Origin of the sequence: Helicobacter sp. L8 (assembly GCF_003660355.1) — a bacterium.
GTDB classification, from domain to species: Bacteria; Campylobacterota; Campylobacteria; order Campylobacterales; family Helicobacteraceae; genus Helicobacter; species Helicobacter labacensis.
This window is the reverse complement of the sequence record NZ_QXQR01000003.1, coordinates 50765-67793: the sequence shown is the minus strand read 5'-3', so window position 1 is coordinate 67793 and position 17029 is coordinate 50765. Positions and strand designations below refer to the sequence as shown.

The 17029-nt window shown below is 47.6% G+C and carries 19 protein-coding genes; 10 read left to right on the top strand and 9 right to left on the bottom strand.

Going from position 1 to position 17029, the window contains the following annotated elements; all coding sequences use genetic code 11:
- Positions 1-34: 34 nt before the first annotated feature.
- Positions 35-448 (top strand): hypothetical protein, encoded by a 414-nt coding sequence (locus EAO37_RS02560; protein ID WP_120944448.1) that lies wholly within the window; start codon positions 35-37, stop codon positions 446-448.
- On the opposite strand, the gene EAO37_RS02555 is transcribed toward EAO37_RS02560, so the two are convergent.
- Together EAO37_RS02555 and EAO37_RS02550 are read right to left on the bottom strand one after the other, a co-directional pair.
- Positions 449-892, bottom strand: coding sequence for a U1 small nuclear ribonucleoprotein (locus EAO37_RS02555; protein ID WP_120944450.1), 444 nt, complete (start codon positions 890-892; stop codon positions 449-451). It abuts the gene before it with no gap.
- Positions 889-1485 (bottom strand): nitrate reductase cytochrome c-type subunit, encoded by a 597-nt coding sequence (locus EAO37_RS02550; protein WP_120944452.1) that lies wholly within the window; start codon positions 1483-1485, stop codon positions 889-891. The genes EAO37_RS02555 and EAO37_RS02550 overlap by 4 nt, the downstream gene beginning before the upstream one ends.
- Before the next feature lie 129 nt (positions 1486-1614).
- On the opposite strand from EAO37_RS02550, the gene glpT reads away from it, so the two are divergent.
- A complete protein-coding gene (gene glpT, locus EAO37_RS02545; protein WP_120951370.1) occupies positions 1615-3054 on the top strand; it encodes a glycerol-3-phosphate transporter in 1440 nt (479 codons plus the stop codon).
- A gap of 34 nt (positions 3055-3088) precedes the next feature.
- On the opposite strand, the gene EAO37_RS09205 is transcribed toward glpT, so the two are convergent.
- From EAO37_RS09205 to EAO37_RS02535, 3 genes are all read right to left on the bottom strand, one after another.
- A complete protein-coding gene (locus EAO37_RS09205) occupies positions 3089-3259 on the bottom strand; it encodes a glycine zipper domain-containing protein (protein WP_162982937.1) in 171 nt (56 codons plus the stop codon).
- 177 nt (positions 3260-3436) lie between these two features.
- Complete coding sequence (locus tag EAO37_RS02540; protein ID WP_120951368.1) at positions 3437-3823, bottom strand: molecular chaperone DnaJ; 387 nt, start codon at positions 3821-3823, stop codon at positions 3437-3439.
- 25 nt (positions 3824-3848) lie between these two features.
- On the bottom strand, positions 3849-4148 hold the full coding sequence (locus tag EAO37_RS02535) for a hypothetical protein (protein WP_120945779.1): 300 nt from the start codon (positions 4146-4148) through the stop codon (positions 3849-3851).
- A 627-nt stretch (positions 4149-4775) separates the two neighbouring features.
- Between EAO37_RS02535 and EAO37_RS09200 the strand changes: the two genes are divergently transcribed.
- Both EAO37_RS09200 and EAO37_RS02530 read left to right on the top strand, forming a co-directional pair.
- Positions 4776-4940 (top strand): hypothetical protein, encoded by a 165-nt coding sequence (locus tag EAO37_RS09200; RefSeq protein ID WP_162982216.1) that lies wholly within the window; start codon positions 4776-4778, stop codon positions 4938-4940.
- A 7-nt stretch (positions 4941-4947) separates the two neighbouring features.
- Positions 4948-6651: a disulfide bond formation protein B gene (locus tag EAO37_RS02530; protein ID WP_120951366.1), complete on the top strand. Its 1704-nt coding sequence runs from the start codon at positions 4948-4950 to the stop codon at positions 6649-6651.
- Here EAO37_RS02530 and EAO37_RS02525 read toward each other — a convergent pair.
- Positions 6648-7034 carry a YbgC/FadM family acyl-CoA thioesterase gene (locus EAO37_RS02525; protein ID WP_120945785.1) on the bottom strand — a complete coding sequence of 129 codons (387 nt, stop codon included), beginning with the start codon at positions 7032-7034 and terminating at the stop codon, positions 6648-6650. The genes EAO37_RS02530 and EAO37_RS02525 overlap by 4 nt on opposite strands.
- A 109-nt stretch (positions 7035-7143) precedes the next feature.
- Here EAO37_RS02525 and EAO37_RS02520 point away from each other — a divergent pair, with 109 nt between their 5' ends.
- From EAO37_RS02520 to EAO37_RS02495, 6 genes are all read left to right on the top strand, one after another.
- Positions 7144-8475: a sodium-dependent transporter gene (locus EAO37_RS02520; RefSeq protein ID WP_120951364.1), complete on the top strand. Its 1332-nt coding sequence runs from the start codon at positions 7144-7146 to the stop codon at positions 8473-8475.
- A 1-nt stretch (position 8476) separates the two neighbouring features.
- Complete coding sequence (locus EAO37_RS02515; RefSeq protein ID WP_120951362.1) at positions 8477-9811, top strand: sodium-dependent transporter; 1335 nt, start codon at positions 8477-8479, stop codon at positions 9809-9811.
- Positions 9812-9824: 13 nt separating this feature from the next.
- A complete protein-coding gene (locus EAO37_RS02510) occupies positions 9825-10889 on the top strand; it encodes a phospholipase A (RefSeq protein ID WP_162982217.1) in 1065 nt (354 codons plus the stop codon).
- 11 nt (positions 10890-10900) lie between these two features.
- Positions 10901-11905 carry a UDP-N-acetylglucosamine 4,6-dehydratase (inverting) gene (gene pseB, locus EAO37_RS02505; protein ID WP_120951360.1) on the top strand — a complete coding sequence of 335 codons (1005 nt, stop codon included), beginning with the start codon at positions 10901-10903 and terminating at the stop codon, positions 11903-11905.
- On the top strand, positions 11898-13157 hold the full coding sequence (coaBC, locus tag EAO37_RS02500; protein ID WP_120951358.1) for a bifunctional phosphopantothenoylcysteine decarboxylase/phosphopantothenate--cysteine ligase CoaBC: 1260 nt from the start codon (positions 11898-11900) through the stop codon (positions 13155-13157). The genes pseB and coaBC overlap by 8 nt, the downstream gene beginning before the upstream one ends.
- 95 nt (positions 13158-13252) lie before the next feature.
- Complete coding sequence (locus EAO37_RS02495; RefSeq protein WP_240451702.1) at positions 13253-13636, top strand: SH3 domain-containing protein; 384 nt, start codon at positions 13253-13255, stop codon at positions 13634-13636.
- On the opposite strand, the gene EAO37_RS02490 is transcribed toward EAO37_RS02495, so the two are convergent.
- From EAO37_RS02490 to EAO37_RS02480, 3 genes are all read right to left on the bottom strand, one after another.
- A complete protein-coding gene (locus EAO37_RS02490; protein ID WP_346427013.1) occupies positions 13633-14556 on the bottom strand; it encodes a DMT family transporter in 924 nt (307 codons plus the stop codon). The genes EAO37_RS02495 and EAO37_RS02490 overlap by 4 nt on opposite strands.
- Before the next feature lie 5 nt (positions 14557-14561).
- Positions 14562-15704, bottom strand: coding sequence for a selenium metabolism membrane protein YedE/FdhT (yedE, locus tag EAO37_RS02485; protein ID WP_120945820.1), 1143 nt, complete (start codon positions 15702-15704; stop codon positions 14562-14564).
- 61 nt (positions 15705-15765) lie between these two features.
- A complete protein-coding gene (locus tag EAO37_RS02480) occupies positions 15766-16977 on the bottom strand; it encodes a saccharopine dehydrogenase family protein (protein WP_120951353.1) in 1212 nt (403 codons plus the stop codon).
- Positions 16978-17029: the final 52 nt, after the last annotated feature.

Below are 17029 nucleotides of genomic sequence, written 5' to 3'. Positions count from 1 at the left end.
CCCCTTTAGATTTTTAGCGCACACAAGGAGAGTTATGAGTATCTATGTCAAAAACCGCATTAGGGGCAAGATTTCTTTGCACGAAAGAGGGCAGGGGAAGTATAGAGTGCATTTTGAAGCGCACCAAGTGGTGGTGCAAGCTAAGTGTTCTGAGAGCGAAGTGGAAAATTGCAATGTGGACGATGATGTTACGATTATCCTCAAAGTGATAGAGGTGTTGATCCCCAACTTCAGCCAACGCCTGAAATTGGATCCGATGGCTTTTAATGGGGTGATCATAAGCATGAAAGCCGATCGCAAAGAACCCAACATGCAACGCATCGAAGTGTCCCTGAATGATTGTAGTGTGGATTTTGTGCTCGATCAAGGCTCTATTGAACTCTACCACTTAGACAATGACAAAGAGTTAGTGCTCTTTTGCAAACCCGAGCACATCACGCTTTACTAACTACCACCAAGGTCCATACATCATGGGCATGCCCATCGCCATGGGATACATGCCATAGGGATACATCCCCATCCCCATAGGACCCATACCCATGGGGTACATGCCATAGGGGGACATCATGGGATACATCATCGGATTCATAGGGTAGTAGGGCATATACCCCCCTCCAGAGGGAGGTAGAGCCGAGATAGCAAACTTACCCCCATGCGCCATTTTTACCCCGGCTAGGGAGATGGTGTGGAAAGCCCCGTAGCGTTTGGGTTTGCTCTCATCAGGGATATCCCCGTCCTTATTGCCGACACATTCATTTTTGATCTCCCCGCACTCATTGAGGGTGTCCACATCGGGGAGATTGGGGTTGACATCGCTAGGATCGCCCACCCAGCACCCCCCCAACAGCGCGATCACCCCAAAGGGCAGTAATGACTTATGCGTGCGCGTCATGGTTTAGATTTACCCTTAGGATTAGCCCCTTTTACCCCCACATCCACGACATCCATAAAATCAGAGCGAAACTCTAGGGCTTTATTGGTAAAAACAGGCTTGAAATTATTCTTGACCAAGGGCTGGGCGTTAGCTTGGGGAGCGTGGCATTGGGTGCAATTAAAACGCGCATCGCTCACACTCTTGTTTTTAGTGGGGCGGTTGTTGCGGAAGTCAAAGAGGTGAGAAGGGGGCACAGGAGTTGCGCCCACGCTACTAGCCACATCTGGCATGTGGCAACCCAAGCATTGGTTATTCTCCTTAGTGATGGGCAAAAGCCCCGTAGTGTCATGGGGGATCATGGGTGGGGCGTTCTCATAGGCACGCTCAAAGCGTTGGCTCTCCCCCGGGGGTTTTTTGTGGAAATCATAGGAGCGCAACTTCAAATCCTTTTCGTCTTCTAGAGGGGTGTTGCGTAGCCCAATCTGTGTATCGCTTATGAGAGGTTGCTTTGTTTGCGCCTGCTCATCTCCTTGCTTGTGGTGGCTAGCCGCCCAAAGCCCCCCCACCACGAACACCCCCACAAAAATTCCAAAACGCATCTCACGCCACATGCACATCCTTTGTTTGGTTTGTAGAATTATAGCAAGTTTAACGCATTTATCAGACTACAAGTCCTATTTTCCTCTCTGCCTAACCCTTCAAATAGCTTTTATTTGGTAGGCTAACACAAAGGAGCTTGCATGTTTGGTCCCTTCAAAAACGCCCCCCACAAACCCCCCTTGCAGGCAGATAAGATCGATCCCACTTACCGCCGTTTGCGCTATCAGGTGTTTTTAGGGATTTTCTTTGGCTATGCCGCCTATTACTTCACGCGCTCTAATTTTGATTTGGCTCAAAAGGGGCTCATTGAAGCAGGCTTATACACCAAAACCCAGCTGGGCATCATTGGCACGGGCATGGGTCTAGCTTACGGGCTCTCCAAGTTTTTCATGGCTGGCATTTCGGATCGCTCCAACCCTAAGGTCTTTTTACCCACTGGGTTATTGTTATCGGGCTTGTGCATGACACTTATGGGGTTAGCCCCTTGGGCGACTTCTAGTGTGGCGATCATGTTTGTTCTTATCTTTCTAAATAGCTGGTTTCAGGGTATGGGTTGGCCTGCCTGCGGGCGCACGATGGTACATTGGTTCTCTAGCCTTGAGCGCGGGTCTGTGGTGTCTGTGTGGAATTGTGCGCACAATGTGGGCGGGATGGTGCCGGGTATGATGGTCCTCTTAGCTGGTGCGCTTTACTTTAGCCAACATGGGGTACAAGCAAGCGCTAAGGACATCTGGCATCAAGCGTTGTATTACCCGGGTATTTTAGCCATGCTCATGGCTGTGCCGGTGTTTTTGGTGATGAAAGACACGCCCCAATCTTGCGGGCTACCTCCCATAGAAAAATGGCGCAACGACTACCCCCCCAACTACAATGAAAAAACTTACGAGCACAATTTAAGCACCAAAGAGATTTTTATCACCTATGTGCTCAAAAACAAACTCTTATGGGCGATCGCACTGGCAAATGTCTTTGTGTATTTAATCCGCTATGGGGTGTTGAAGTGGTCGCCGGTGTATCTGGGTGAAGTCAAGTATTTTAATATCAAGGGCACGGCGTGGGCTTATACTCTCTATGAATTAGCCGCCATTCCGGGCACTCTGCTTTGTGGCTTTGTGTCTGACAAGATTTTTAAGGGCAAAAGGGGGCTAACCGGCTTGATCTTTATGATCTTAACCACTCTAGCCGTGCTAGCTCTCTGGCTCAACCCGGCTACGCCCAAAGACCAACTTGCCCATTATCCCCATTGGTATAACAACCCCCACCAACTCTTAGATTTTATTTTGATGACCACCATTGGTTTTCTCATCTATGGTCCTGTGATGCTCATTGGTTTGCATGCCCTAGAGCTAGCTCCCAAAAAAGCAGCCGGCACAGCGGCCGGCTTTACCGGCTTATTTGGGTATTTGGGGGGCACTGTGTCTGCTTCAGCCTTGATAGGCTTTGTAGCCGATCGCTTTGGTTGGGATGGGGGTTTTTATGTGATGGTGGGCGGGGGCGTGTGCGCTATTGTTTTAATGCTGGTGGTGATGTTAGCAGAGAATAAGCACAAAGCCAGTTTAAACGATCATTATGGAAAGTAAGGGGAATGACCCTAAAAGAAGTTTGGAAGAAATACTATTCTTCATTGTCCTTAAGACTCATCACCCCCCCCACCACAGTCCCCACACCTGCCCCCACCAAAGTGCCCACTAGAGGGATCATAGAACCCAAAAAGCCCCCAATGGCAAAACCAGCTAAGGGCTTGGGGACCTTGGGGGGTTTGGAGTTTGTTGGGTTATTTTGCATCTTACAAGGTTATTTTAACTTTTTCATTGTCTGTTCAGCCATACCCGCGGTAACCGCAGATACAGTTCTGCAAAGCTACCCAACAAGCCCTGTTGAGCCTTCGTATTTCTTTTTATTCGCTTCAGCCCTCGCCTTGATGTCTTCTAATTTTTGCAATCTGTCGTCCATGTTGTCTTCCTAATCCAACATCTTAGCCGCCTCTTGGTAAAGCATAAAATTTTTCACCACCCAGTCTTTGAGTTGATCCACCTTATGCGTGGATACGCCCATTTCTTTGGCATAAGAGTAGATGGTGTCCCTCTCATTGTCATGCCAACGGCTATCCGCGAGTGCTACAGAGGTTAACTCTAGTAATACGGCATGTTTGGCGTGGTTGGTGTTAAAGAGTTTACCCAGCTCGCTTAAAGGCACTTCTTTTTCACTAATGCCATACTCGCATTGCTTTTTGATCACATCTAGCGCGCCTAGTTGCAATTCGTGCAACACGCCATCGGCTTCAATGACTTTTCTAGCCAAATACAAAAACACTTGTTGTTGTTCAACACTCAAATCTTGGATAAACATGTTTGTTTCTTGTGGGTTTAAAGTTTTAAGCCCATTTGCCAGAGCCTTTAAGCTCTACGGCGATTGTGTCTGCCTTGACATCCCAAGAGCTATTATCTGCTGGATTGCAGCTCGAACAAACCGGCACAACCCACCAACTGCGCTCATCATCCAAATACACATGCGCGCCCCGATCGGCACTATTAGAACAGCCATAAATACAGCATTTTGGGCTAGATTTGCCGGTTTCTTTTTTCCAAAACTCAATCCATGAACGCTCAACTTTGGGTCTGTGGTTGGTCGTATTCGTGATATGCGTAATGGCAGTGAAAGTCCTTTTGCCCATTTGTTACTCTCTTTTCTAAATTTAGACACCTATTATACAGAGCCATAGAAAGAGAGTCAAGGGGTTTTGGGGGTGGGTAAAACCACTACTAAAGATTTTAGCCTATTTCCTGCAAAACAACGACTCCCCCACCACTAAAAACCCACACCCCAATAAAACAAACAGGCAACGCCCTACAATCCAGTCCCATAGATTTGCTCTTGAATAAAAATACTCCATAATCCACGATGCCTTAATAACACCAACAATGCCAAAGAACACATGTTCATGGCTAAGGATAAAGCCAAATTGGGCAAAAATCCTTGTCTGCACACTTGAATAACACCACAGCACCACTTTTTTATCCCAAAGAGGGATACAACGCCTTCAAGATCTAGCCATGGGGTTATGCTGTGCGCTGGTGATAAACATAGCGTGTTTCAAAATCTTTGTCATGCCGTGCCAACACTCTCTTCTGCCCTCTTTGACACTTCAATGGCACATTAAGCTCCCAAATGGCTTTGCTTATTAGACCTCCTTCTAAGCCTTTGCTTTCTCTTGTAGATGTGTTGCATCGTATTGCTGGTATGTAAGGCGCGTTTGTGCTATACTCTGCGCTTTTGGGGGATGTTGAGAAAAAGGGGTGTGATGGAATTTTTAGGCTTTATGGCGGTGTTTGTGGTGGTGTGTCTGCTCTTTTTCAAGCCCGCTTGTGAAAAATTAGCCTTTGGAATTTTTGTAGTGGCGTGGTTGGTGGAGTTAGTAATGTTTGTCGCGCACACTTCTAACTTCTTCCCCAATGTGAATTTATAGGGGTCTTATGCAACAAACTCGAACTTTTTACTTCCTCTTTTCTTTAGCCATTATTGGGATTGTTTCTTTGCCAGTAGGGATTGGTAATCTTGTGCTGGGCTTTATTTATGGGGATTCGCCCTGTATCCAGTGTTGGGCGGAGCGCCAAAGCATGGTGTATGTGGGCTTGGCAGGGCTGTTTATCTTGCGCTATGGCTTAAAGCCCAAATACCTAGCGATCTTGCTCTTAGTGGTGGCGGGGGGTTTGTATCAAAGCTTTTACCATTATGGCAACCACGCGCTAGAAGATGTGGGGCAGGGTTTTGCCCTCTCTGTTTTAGGACTACACACGCAATTTTGGGCGCATGTGGTCTTTTGGTTTGTGGTGCTGATCTTAGGGGGGTTATTGCTCTTTGCGCCCAGTTTTCAAACCTTAGCTCAAGAGGGGGGGAGCAGGCGTTCTTATCGCGACTTGAGCAAGGCGAACTCTTGGGCATTTCTCATCGTGGGTGTGATTGCCATCACAAACATGGTGCAGGCTTTTATCTCCACTGGACCCTTCCCCTATCTAGGGCAGGGCGATCCCATCCGCTTTTCTTGGAATTTCAAAGAAAATGTGTGGAGCGCGCAAAATTGGAAGCACATGGGCTTTCCTAGAGCTTGGGGTAAAAGAATAGTAGAGACCCCTATTTTGGCTGATGACAAACATGCATGGGATCGCGACTACCACCACGCCCCCCTGCAAATCCACAAAGAGCTCCCCTTAAAATCCCAAAAAACACTTTCTCTAGCCCTAAATGCCCCCATTAGCGATCTTTTATTCTTAAGCGCGCCCATCACCCCCATTAAAGCCCCCCTTAATCCTTTAGCTGTGCTCACCAAAAGTCAGGGTTGCGCTCCCCTCCAACAAAACAACGCCCCCTATTTCTCCCCGGACACTTTCGCTGGGGATAATGCGCTATTAAAAAATACCTTTTTGATCGGCACGCAAAAAGAAGGCTTTTATGTGGTGGATAAAGACCTAAAGAGCATTTTGGCGCATTTTGTGTTGGATAAATACTATTCTGCCACCATAGAGAATTTTGTAGGCGTGAATATGGTGGGCAATATCATTAGAGTGATGGGACAAAATAAGAGCAGTGCAGATGTGCGCTACAACCCCAAAACGGGGAATAATTTCGCACAATTCTTGCAAGGGGCGCACCAATTTGAAGAATTAGGGCGTAGCCGTTTGCGCACAAGTCGAGCTTCCACCTCCTATGTATTGAGCGCGCGTAGCGATGGCACTTACACTTATATGTTGAGTGTGCCTAATGCGCGCTATAAAAATTTGATCTTAATTAGCATGTTGGATCAAGATTTGGGCTTGAATTCTGAGCGCATCGTGCAAGCCACCACCAACACCCCCCTAAAACCCCAACGCCATTTAGGCGAATTTTACATCACCGGGCTAGCCCTCTATCAAGGCAAGTTATTAGCCTTGAGCAAAGCGTTCAATACTTTATTGGTGATCGATCCAGCTAGCGCGCAGGTGTTAGATGCCTATGGCTTGCCTAGCCAGATTAGCAACCCTAGCGCACTCGCCTTAGTGGATGATGCACTTGTGGTGGTGGGCTATGAAAAGGGGCAAAATGTCTTTTACACTTTGGATCTTGTTGGTTTTTCTCCCAATCTAACCCCCATTGTGGATCAAAGCCATAAAGCCCCAGAATTGCACTCTCAAGGGTGCTAGATCAAACTTTTGAGCAAAGTTATAAAGGGCGCGCTGATGGGTGTGGGGGTGTGGGTGGCTTGAGAAATAAAACCTAGCTTAACTTGCATACAAAAAAGGCGCGCGCTCTGAGGGGCAACTCTTAGCACCTCTTGTTCTAAGATCACGCTCACTCTTTTGAGCTCTTTTAATCTTGTAAGCACCTCTAGAGTGTCGCCCAATTTGCCCGGGGCAAAAAATTGCGCCTGCAGGGATTGCACCACAAAAAAGCCTTGTTGATCGTAGGGGCTAAGCTCATTGGCAAAAAATATCTCGCTTCTAGCCCGCTCGCAGTATTTTAAATAATTAGCGTGGTAGATGATCCTGCCACAATCCGTATCTTCGTAATAAACCCTAAAACGCATGCCACCCCAAAAATGACTTAAAAGTTTTAATTCTATCTAAATAAAGTAAACATTAAACCTTGCTGTGCTAGAATGTGGCTTTTTTTATTCCAACAGAAAGGAGCCTTAAGTGAATAACTTCTCCAAGTTAGGCTTTATCTTAGCCGCTTTAGGGAGTTCCATAGGATTAGGACACATCTGGCGTTTTCCTTACATGGCCGGTACAAGCGGTGGGGGTGGCTTTGTGATTTTGTTCTTGATCCTCTCTCTCACCATAGGGCTCACGATGTTGATTGCAGAAATGGTGATAGGGCAGAGCACCCAAAAGGATGTCGCGGCTGCCTTTGCTGAGCTAGACCCCCACCCTGAGCGCAAAACTTGGCGTTATGCCGGGCTAATGCTCTTTACTGGACCCATCATCTTAACTTTTTATGGAATCGTGCTAGGCTGGGTGTTTTACTATTTGGGGGTGGTGAGTTTTAACTTGCCCACAGATGTCAAAGCCTCAGAGCAAATCTTAACCAATCTCTTGGGCAACTCCATTGGCACGCAGGTTATCGGGCTGGCTATCACCCTCTTGCTCAGTGCTTGGGTGGTCTCTAGGGGGGTTAAAGATGGCATTGAAAAGCTCAATTTTGTTTTAATGCCTTTGTTATTCATCATCTTTATAGGCTTGCTCATTTATGCCTCAACCCAAAGCTCTTTCCATAAAGCTCTAGATTTCATGTTTGGGATTCGCATCGCCGAGTTTAACCAAAAAGTCTTTGTGAGCGCGCTAGGGCAGGTGTTTTTTGCGCTGAGTTTGGGCATAGGAATTAATATCGCTTATGCTTCTTCCACGCATTACAAACAAGATCTACTCAAAAGCGCGATTTGGATTGTCTTGCCCGGCATTGCGATCTCTTTGATGGCTGGCTTGATGATTTTTACTTTCGTGTTTGAATACGGGGCTAACCCCTCACAGGGGGCAGGACTCATCTTTGTCTCCCTGCCTGTGGTGTTCTCCAAAATGGGGGTGATGGGGAGTGTGGTGTCTATCTTGTTTTTATGCGCTCTAGCCTTTGCAGGGATCACCTCTACCATCGCGCTTTTAGAACCCCCCGTGCAGTATTTGGTGGATAAGAATTATTCGCGTTTTAAGGCGACATGGGCACTCACAGGGGCGGTTTTTGTGGTGGGTGTGGTGTTGATCTTCTCTTTGAATGCCAAATATGGGGCACATCTGAAATTTTTTGGCAAAAGCCTCTTTGATCTAACCGACTTTTTTTCCACATCCATTTTAATGCCCTTTTGGGGGTTGGTGTCTGTGCTCTTTGTGGGCTGGGTGGTGAGCAGGACAAAACTCTACGCGGTGAGCTTGCACTTTTTAAGCCGCTGGATGTTTTCCGTGTGGGTGTTTTTGCTCAAATTCATCGCGCCGGTTGTGATTTTGGTGATTTGGGTGAAGATTTTACAGGGCTAGTATGGGCTTTTCTAAATTAGGTTTCATCTTAGCCACTCTGGGGAGCTCTATTGGGCTAGGACACATTTGGCGTTTCCCTTACATGGCTGGGAGCAATGGGGGGGGGGCGTTTGTCTTGCTCTATTTGGGGCTCACCCTCACCTTAGGCGTGGCTATGCTCTTGGTGGATATGGTGATTGGCAACTTGGGGCGTAAGGATGTGGTCTCTTGTTATGAACACCTCAATACCAAGCATAAAAAAGTGTGGGCTTGGAGCGCAGTTTTGCTCTTGGGCGGACCTATTATCATGTCCTTTTATGCGGTGGTGTTGGGCTGGATTCTCTATTATTTGCTCAAGGTGAGTTTCAATCTGCCCGCTTCTTTGCAAGCAGCCAAACAAACCTTTAGTGTGTTGAGCTCTAGCGATCTGGCATGGCAAATTGCGGGCTTTAGCCTTTGGTTGTGGCTCACCGTGTGGATTGTCTCTAAGGGGATCAAAGAGGGGATCGAGCGTTTAAGTCTGTGGCTTATGCCTCTTTTGTTCCTCATCTTCATCGGTTTGCTTTTTTATGCCATGACCTTGCCCAGCTTTTCTAAGGCACTTGTCTATATGTTTAGCTTTGATGCTAGCAAGATCACTCCCAAGGTGTTATTAGAAGCCCTAGGGCAGATGTTCTTTTCTTTAAGTTTGGGGGTGGGGACCATCACCACCTACGCGGCTTTCACGCGTTCTAATGAGAATCTCTTAGGCAGTTCGCTATGGGTGGTTTTGCCCGGCATTGGCATTTCTCTTGTGGCAGGGCTTATGATCTTCACCTTTATTTTTAACTTCAATGGCGAGCCCTCTCAAGGAGTGGGGTTAGTCTTTATTTCCCTGCCCTTAATTTTCCATAGCATGGGTGCTGTAGGCTCCCTGATTGCCTTTTTATTCTTTTTAGCCTTGATTTTTGCGGGGATCACTTCTACGGTGTCCTTGATCGAGCCTGCGATCCTCTATTTGATGCACCGCTTGAAGTGGAGTCGTTTCAAAGCGTCTTATTTGGTGGGACTAGGGATTTTTCTTTTGGGCTTGTTGGTGATTTTCTCCATCCACAAGGATTATGCCAAGACTCTAACTTTTTTTCATAAGAGCGTTTTTGATTGGACGGATTTCATCACTTCTTCGGTGTTGATGCCCTTGGGGGGGTTGTTTTCTTTGATCTTTCTAGGGTGGTTTATGCATAAAAAACGCCTGTATAAAGCTAGCGCGCGTTTTTTAAGCCGTCCTGCCTTTTTGGTGTGGTTTTTTAGTGTGCGCTTTATCGCCCCTGTGGTGGTGGTGCTGATCCCCTGTTTGCCATTTTTCAAAAGTGCGTAATCTTGTTTTAGCCCTGGGCTGTTGTCTTTTTTATCTAAAGGGCGAAGGATTTGAAGGGCGCTTGAGTAAATCCCAACTCAAAAACACGGGTTACACCAGCGCGCCCTTTGATGACTTTTACAAGCCGGATTTTTACCGACTCAAAAACAGCTGGGAAGTTGCCCCTAGAAAACCCAAAAAATCTCATCCCTTGCTTGATTTTGCCAAAAAATACTTGGATATTATGGAACACCGTGGGACTTACTTTATGCCTTTTTACCACAGTTTTACTCCCATTTACCAGTGGTATCACCCCGACATCAACCGTTACCAAAGCACAGAATTTAAATTCCAAGTGAGCTTTAGAGTGCCCGCCTTTAAGAATTTTCTCTTCACCACCGGCACACTCTATTTAGCCTACACCCAAACCAACTGGTTTCAAATTTACAACAACCCCCAAAGCGCGCCCATGCGCATGGTCAATTACATGCCCGAGCTCATTTATGTCTACCCTCTCAATATCCCCTTTTTTACTAAAAAGATGGGGTATCTGAGTGAGTTTTGGATTGGTTGGCAACATATTTCCAATGGTATTGGGGGTAGGCAGTGCTACCAACCTTTTAAAAATGGGAATCCCACTGATGCCTTTCCGGGAACACCCGTTCACATTACAGAAGAGAATAAGCAAATCATCGTCCAGCAGGGGGGGCTTGATGGGGGTTGCCGCTCAGTGAGTGCGGGGCAACGCCCGGTATTCAAACTCACATGGCAAAAGGGGGGGCTCAAAATTAGAGTTGGTTACTGGCCCTACATCCCCTATAACCAATCTAATCCCAATTTGATCGCCTACATGGGTTATGGGAATGCCTTGATCGACTATAGGCGGGGTCGGCATCATTTTGAAATGCGTATTTACGATCTCTTCACGCAGTATTGGCGTTATAAACGCTGGCATGGCGCAATCCGCATTGGTTACACTTTTAGGATTAACCCCTTTGTGGGCTTTTACATGCAGTATTTTAATGGCTATGGCGATGGGCTTTATGAATACGATGTCTTTTCTAACCGCTTTGGGGTGGGGATTCGCCTCAATCCTTAAAGGGGGTTCTTATGGACTTTTTAGAACACAAAAGCGTGCTCATTACAGGGGGCACGGGGAGTTTTGGCAAGGCATGCACGCGCGCGCTGTTGCAAAAACATAATCCTAAAAAAGTCATCATTTATAGCCGTGATGAACTCAAGCAATACGAGATGGCGCGCCGTTATAGCGATCCTAGAATGCGTTTCTTTCTGGGCGATGTGCGCGATAAAGATCGACTCTGTGCAGCGATGCAGGGGGTGGATGTCTGTATCCATGCCGCAGCACTCAAACATGTCCCCATTGCCGAATACAACCCTCTAGAGTGTATCAAAACTAATATCTTGGGGGGGAGTTGTGTCATTGAAGCGTGTTTGCAAGCCCAAGTAGGTCATGTGATCGCTTTGAGCACTGATAAGGCGAGCAACCCCATTAATCTCTATGGCGCGACTAAGCTTTGTAGCGACAAACTTTTTACCAGTGCCAATAACATGAAAGGCAAGGCGCGCACAAAATTTAGCGTGGTGCGCTATGGGAATGTGGTGGGGAGTAGGGGGAGCGTGGTGCCCTTTTTCAAATCGCTTGTGGCGCAAGGCGCGCCAAGTATTCCTATCACTGACACGCGCATGACGCGCTTTTGGATCACACTAGAAAAGGGGGTGGATTTCGTGCTCAAAAGTTTAGAGCGCATGCATGGAGGAGAAATCTTTGTGCCTAAAATCCCCAGCATGCAGATCGTGCAACTGGCTAAAGCCCTTGCCCCCCATCTGCCCCTAGAGATTATAGGCGTGCGTCCCGGGGAGAAATTGCACGAAGTGATGATTAGCTCAGATGACAAAGCCCTAGAATTTGCACACTTCTACATCTTAGAACCGGCGATTTCCTTCCAAACCCCCATAGATTACCGCAAAACCCTACTGGGGGAGTGCGGGGTGGAGGTGGCTGAGGGTTTTAGCTACAATAGTTTAGATAACCCGGATAAGCTAGACGCGCCCACCCTCTTAAACATGATCGCAAGCCTAGATCACCATGCTTGACACCTTAGATTGGCTTTATGCTACTACACCCCTCAAGGGCAAGCGGATTTTATTATTGGTGAGTGGGTCTATTGCGGTTTATAAGTCCTTAGAATTGGTGCGCGTGTTTATGAAAATGGGCGCGCAGGTGCGCGTGGTGATGAGCGCAAGCGCATGCCAATTTGTCCAGCCTCTGAGTTTTGAAGCTTTAAGCCATGCTAGCGTGCTCACCCCCAGCACAGAACGCTGGAATTTACAAGAGGGGCTATGTACCAACCACATTAGCTATGCTACATGGGCGCATTTAGTGGTGGTCGCCCCGGCTAGTGCCAACACTGTAGCCAAACTCGCTCATGGTTTAGCAGATAATGTGCTGTGTAGCGCGTTTTTAGCCAGCCACGCGCCCAAGATTCTAGCCCCTAGCATGAATACCCAGATGTTGCTAGCGCGCCCCACTCAAGAAAATTTAGCGCGTTTAAAGGCTTTGGGCTGTGAGATTATAGAGCCTAGAGTGGATTTGCTCGCGTGCAACACCACAGGCAAGGGCGCGATGGCGCAAGTGTTAGAGATCGTGTGTGCGGGGGTGCGTGCGCTAGAACACACATCCTTTTGGCAGGACAAAGAGGTGGTGGTTACAGGGGGAGGGAGTGTGGAGAACATTGATGCGGTGCGCTGTATTTCTAATCATTCTAGCGGTTTGCAAGCTAGTGCGCTAGCCCTAGCTCTCTATTTCAAAGGCGCGCGGGTGCGCTTGGTTTCTAGCATTTTTCCCCTAGCCTTGCCCGCTAGTATAGAATGCATCGCCGTTAAAAGCGCGCAAGACTATTTAGAGGCATTGCAAGCTAGACAAGACCTTAAAAACCCCCCACTTTTATTTATGCTCGCTGCCATTAGCGATTACAAACCCGCTCAAACCCATGCGGGCAAACTCAAAAAACAGGATTTAGGCGCGCGTTGGAATTTGGAATGTGTGCAAAATGTGGATATATTGCGCGCCCTACAGGGGTTTTATAAAATCGCTTTCAAGGCGGAAGAAAATCTAGAGCAAGGCTTGTACAACGCCCAAAAACTCTTAGAGAGTGTTCAAAAGGGAGGGAAGGGGTGTGCTGTCGTGTGTTTGAATACCTTAGAGCAAAACCCCTTTGGATCGCTAGAAAATCAGATGTATTTTTTGGGCATACAAGCATGTCGCCGCAGCGCGCGCACGGACAAGTTCCGCTTGAGTTTTGAGATTTTGGATTTTGTGCAAGCGCAAATACAAGACGATTTTTAAGAACTGTATTTGTTTTAGCTAATTTTATGCCCATTCCCTCCCCTAGTAAACTCAAAAGCACCTATTTAAAACGATGGTATGTCCCTTGGGAAACAATGAAGGCATTACGCAATCACAAAGAAGTCTTTTGGATGCAATATAGCTTTTTCACCCCGGGCTATCAAGAAGACGCCACACAGCACGACCCCCAAGCCTTGCAACGCATTTATATGGGTATGGATATTCCCCATTACCCTAGCATGGTGCTTAGGGGTGTGATTGTGGCTAATACCTCTGTGCGCGCCGTGTCCACCAAGCTAGCCTATTACGCCACACAGCAAGATTACCCCTCTAGTCTATGGCAAAACTCCATGATCTTTGCGGGCACACCAGTGCTCATCACGCATTACAATAAAGCTAAAACTTATGCCCTTATCCAATTTGCTATCGCATCGATGCGATGTCTGACTTGTATGCGCACATTAGAAAATAAGGGTTAACTTCTGGCTTTAGGGGGGGTGGTAAGAATCCCTGAGAGCGCGATCAAGCCCATGCCTACTCCCTCTAGTGCTCCTAGCCAGTGATCCCCCAACATGATCCCAAAGATCACGCTCCAAACCAAGCGGGTGTAATTCATAGGGGAAATCAAGCCCGCTGGGGCGTTCATATAAGCCTTAGTCAAAAAATATTGTCCACAAGCCCCAGAAAGCCCAATCCCAGCTAGCACCCATACATCCCAGTGCCACCAAGCCCCCTCAAAGCGCATAGGGTGGTAGCCAGAAGATAGGGGGGGTAGGTGGATTAAAAAGCCCAAAAACCCCAAAGCACTCATGCACACACTGAAGATAAAAACCACAAAAGCCCCATCGTAATATTCTTTCAGGCGGTATAAACTTGTGTAGGCGATGGCGACTAATAAACCATTGAGCACACCGCATAGCACCTGCGCTTGTGTTAGCCCGCTGGTGTTAGGGTTGGCAATACAGATCACCCCCAATAAACCCAAAAAGCCAGCCAAGAATAAGCGCAAGCCCACAGGCTCTTTGAAAATAAAGGCGGCGATGATGATAGCATAAAGGGGCGCGCTTTGGTTAAAGGCGGTGGCTGTGCCTAGTGGCATGGTGCTGATATTGTAACAAAACAAGACCATACCCACTGCCCCAATCATCATGCGTCCTAGCAATAACCACCCTCCCCCCCTTTTATGCGCCTTGAAGCTAAAAGGTTTGAAGTAGTAAAACAAGAGTAAAAAGACAAGCATAAAGGTGGAACGATAGAACACATTCTCTAAGGGCGAGTAATAGCCACTCATCACCTTGATCAAGGCGCTCATGATCCCCAAATTCAGCGCGCTCAAAGCCATGTAAAATAAACCCAATTTGACATTCACGCGATCGCTCCCAAGAGCGCATACTAACACAAAATTTACAACGGCTTAGAGCGGGTTTTGGCATAAGCAATGCCTAGCACCCCCAATAATAAGAGCAAGAGCAACCCAAAGTGCAAAGCTAATCCCTCTAGCTTGCCAAAAACACGCAATAGATTGATCTTGGGGTAGTTTGTGATCCAAGAGGCGTAGTGATCCCAGCTCAAAGCCACCAAGCTTGCCCCTACAATATTGCCCACTCCCACCACAATAAAATGCGCCTGCCCTTGCATCGCCTTATACATCCAACCGCATTCACACCCCCCAGCAAGCACAATCCCTAAACCAAAGAGCAAGCCCCCTAGAAAAATCCCCGGAGAAGCCCACATAATTTTAGGGGGCACGCCCAAATTGATGTAACTAAAAACCCCTATGCTAGAGACCATCATGCCCACCACCAGCGCGCAGACCATCCCACTTTTACCCCAAAGAAACAGATCTCTAAAGGCGTTGGTGAAACAAATTTGCGCCCTAGCTACGATAAAGCCAAAACCCAAACCAAAGCCTAGCGCACAGGCTAATTTGGCGTTAGAAAAAAGTGCGCCATACGCTATCCATGCTAACACGAAGATAAAGATCACGACCCCCAATCCCCTCCCCAAAGGCACGCTATACCCCTGAGTGCCAAGATCGCAGGCATGCGCGCACACCTTCACCCCCCCATAAACCCCCAATAGGGTAGCCACAGTGAAAAACCACGCATGCAGGCTAAATTGGGGGATTCCGGTTAAAAAACTCGCCAAATTGCAACCCATGCCAAGCCTAGCCCCAAAGCCAGCTAGCACCCCGCCTACAAATGCCCTTAAAGCCTGTTGGTAGCTAGCAAACCACACAAATCGAAGACTCCCCGCCCAAGCACTCGCACAAAACACCCCGGCAAACATACCAAGCAACATCATCCCATCGATGCGATCTAGGGGTGTGCCATGTAAACCGATGATGTGGAAATAGCCCAGTGTGTGGGTGTTGACACCTAGAGCACCCAAGAGATGCCCGCCCCAACGGGTAAACTCCCCGGTCAGTGCCCAATAAGTGCCTAGCAAACCAAAATAATAAGCAGAGCCGATGCTCAAAGCCATAATGGCTGACCAATAACCCCATGGGCGCACAAAGCACCCATGCCAAAATCTCCCCAAATACACCAAAACAACCACCTCTGATTAAAGTGCGCTTGGTCCCCAAGCCTCCAGAGTCCCCAAAATCCTAGCGTTCAATCATCTCATAACCCAAGCCCTGCTTGGTGAGTTCCTCCAAAAAGGGATCGGGATCGAGTTGCTCTAAATTGAACACGCCCTTAGAGTTTTCTCCCCCCCAAATGCCCTTACAAATCATCATCGCCCCCACTACAGCGGGCACGCCCGTGGTGTAGCTAACAGCTTGCGAACCCACTTCCTCATAGCATTTTTGGTGATCGCAGACATTGTAAATATAGAGCTTTTTTTCTTGCTTGTTCTTGCTCCCATGGATATAGCACCCGATATTGGTTTTACCCGTAGTCTTGCCCGCAAGGTTGGCTGGATCGGGCAAGAGTTGTTTTAGCACCTGAATGGGCACAACCTGCGCGCCCCCCCCTTGCGTAGTAGGCACTTCCACGGGCTCAATATTGAGCATACCCACATTAGCCAAACAGCGCATATGATTCAAATAATTCTCTGAGAAAGTCATGAAGAAACGAATCCGCTTCAAGCCCTTAATGTGTTTGACTAAGGACTCCAACTCCTCATGGTAGAGCAGATACGAGTCGCGCTCGCCAATCCCCGGATACGCCCAAGTTTGCTTGATCTCTAGGGGTTTAGTTTCCACCCAAGCCCCATTTTCATAGTAACGCCCCGGAGCACTCACCTCTCTTAAATTGATCTCTGGATTAAAATTGGTCGCAAAAGGGTATGGGTGGTTACCTGCGTTGCAATCCAAAATATCAATGTTGTAAATCTCATCAAAATAATGCTTTTGGGCGTAGGCACAAAAGACATTGGTAACCCCGGGATCAAAACCACTCCCCAGCAAACCAAAAATCTGGGCTTCTTTAAAAGCCTTGTCAAACGCCCACTGTTCCTTGTATTCAAAACCCGCCACATTGGGGTGTTCGTAATTAGCGGTGTCTAGATAGTTGGTCTTGGTTTGTAAGCAAGCTTGCATGATGGCTAAATCTTGGTAGGGTAGAGCGACATTGATCACCACCTTAGGCTGGTGTTTTTCAATGAGGGCGACCACCTCCTGCACGCTGTCCGCATCCACCTGTTCGCACACCACCTCGCCCAAACCCCTCGCCTTGACATCCCCAGCGATCTGTTGGCATTTAGCAAGGGTGCGGCTAGCCAACACCACTTTATTAAAAATTTGGCGATTTTGACACAGCTTGTGGGCAACCACGCTACCAACTCCCCCAGCCCCAATCTGCAAGACACTGAACATTTCTTCCCTTTTGGATAACACGATCTAGATGTGCTATTATAGGATAAATATT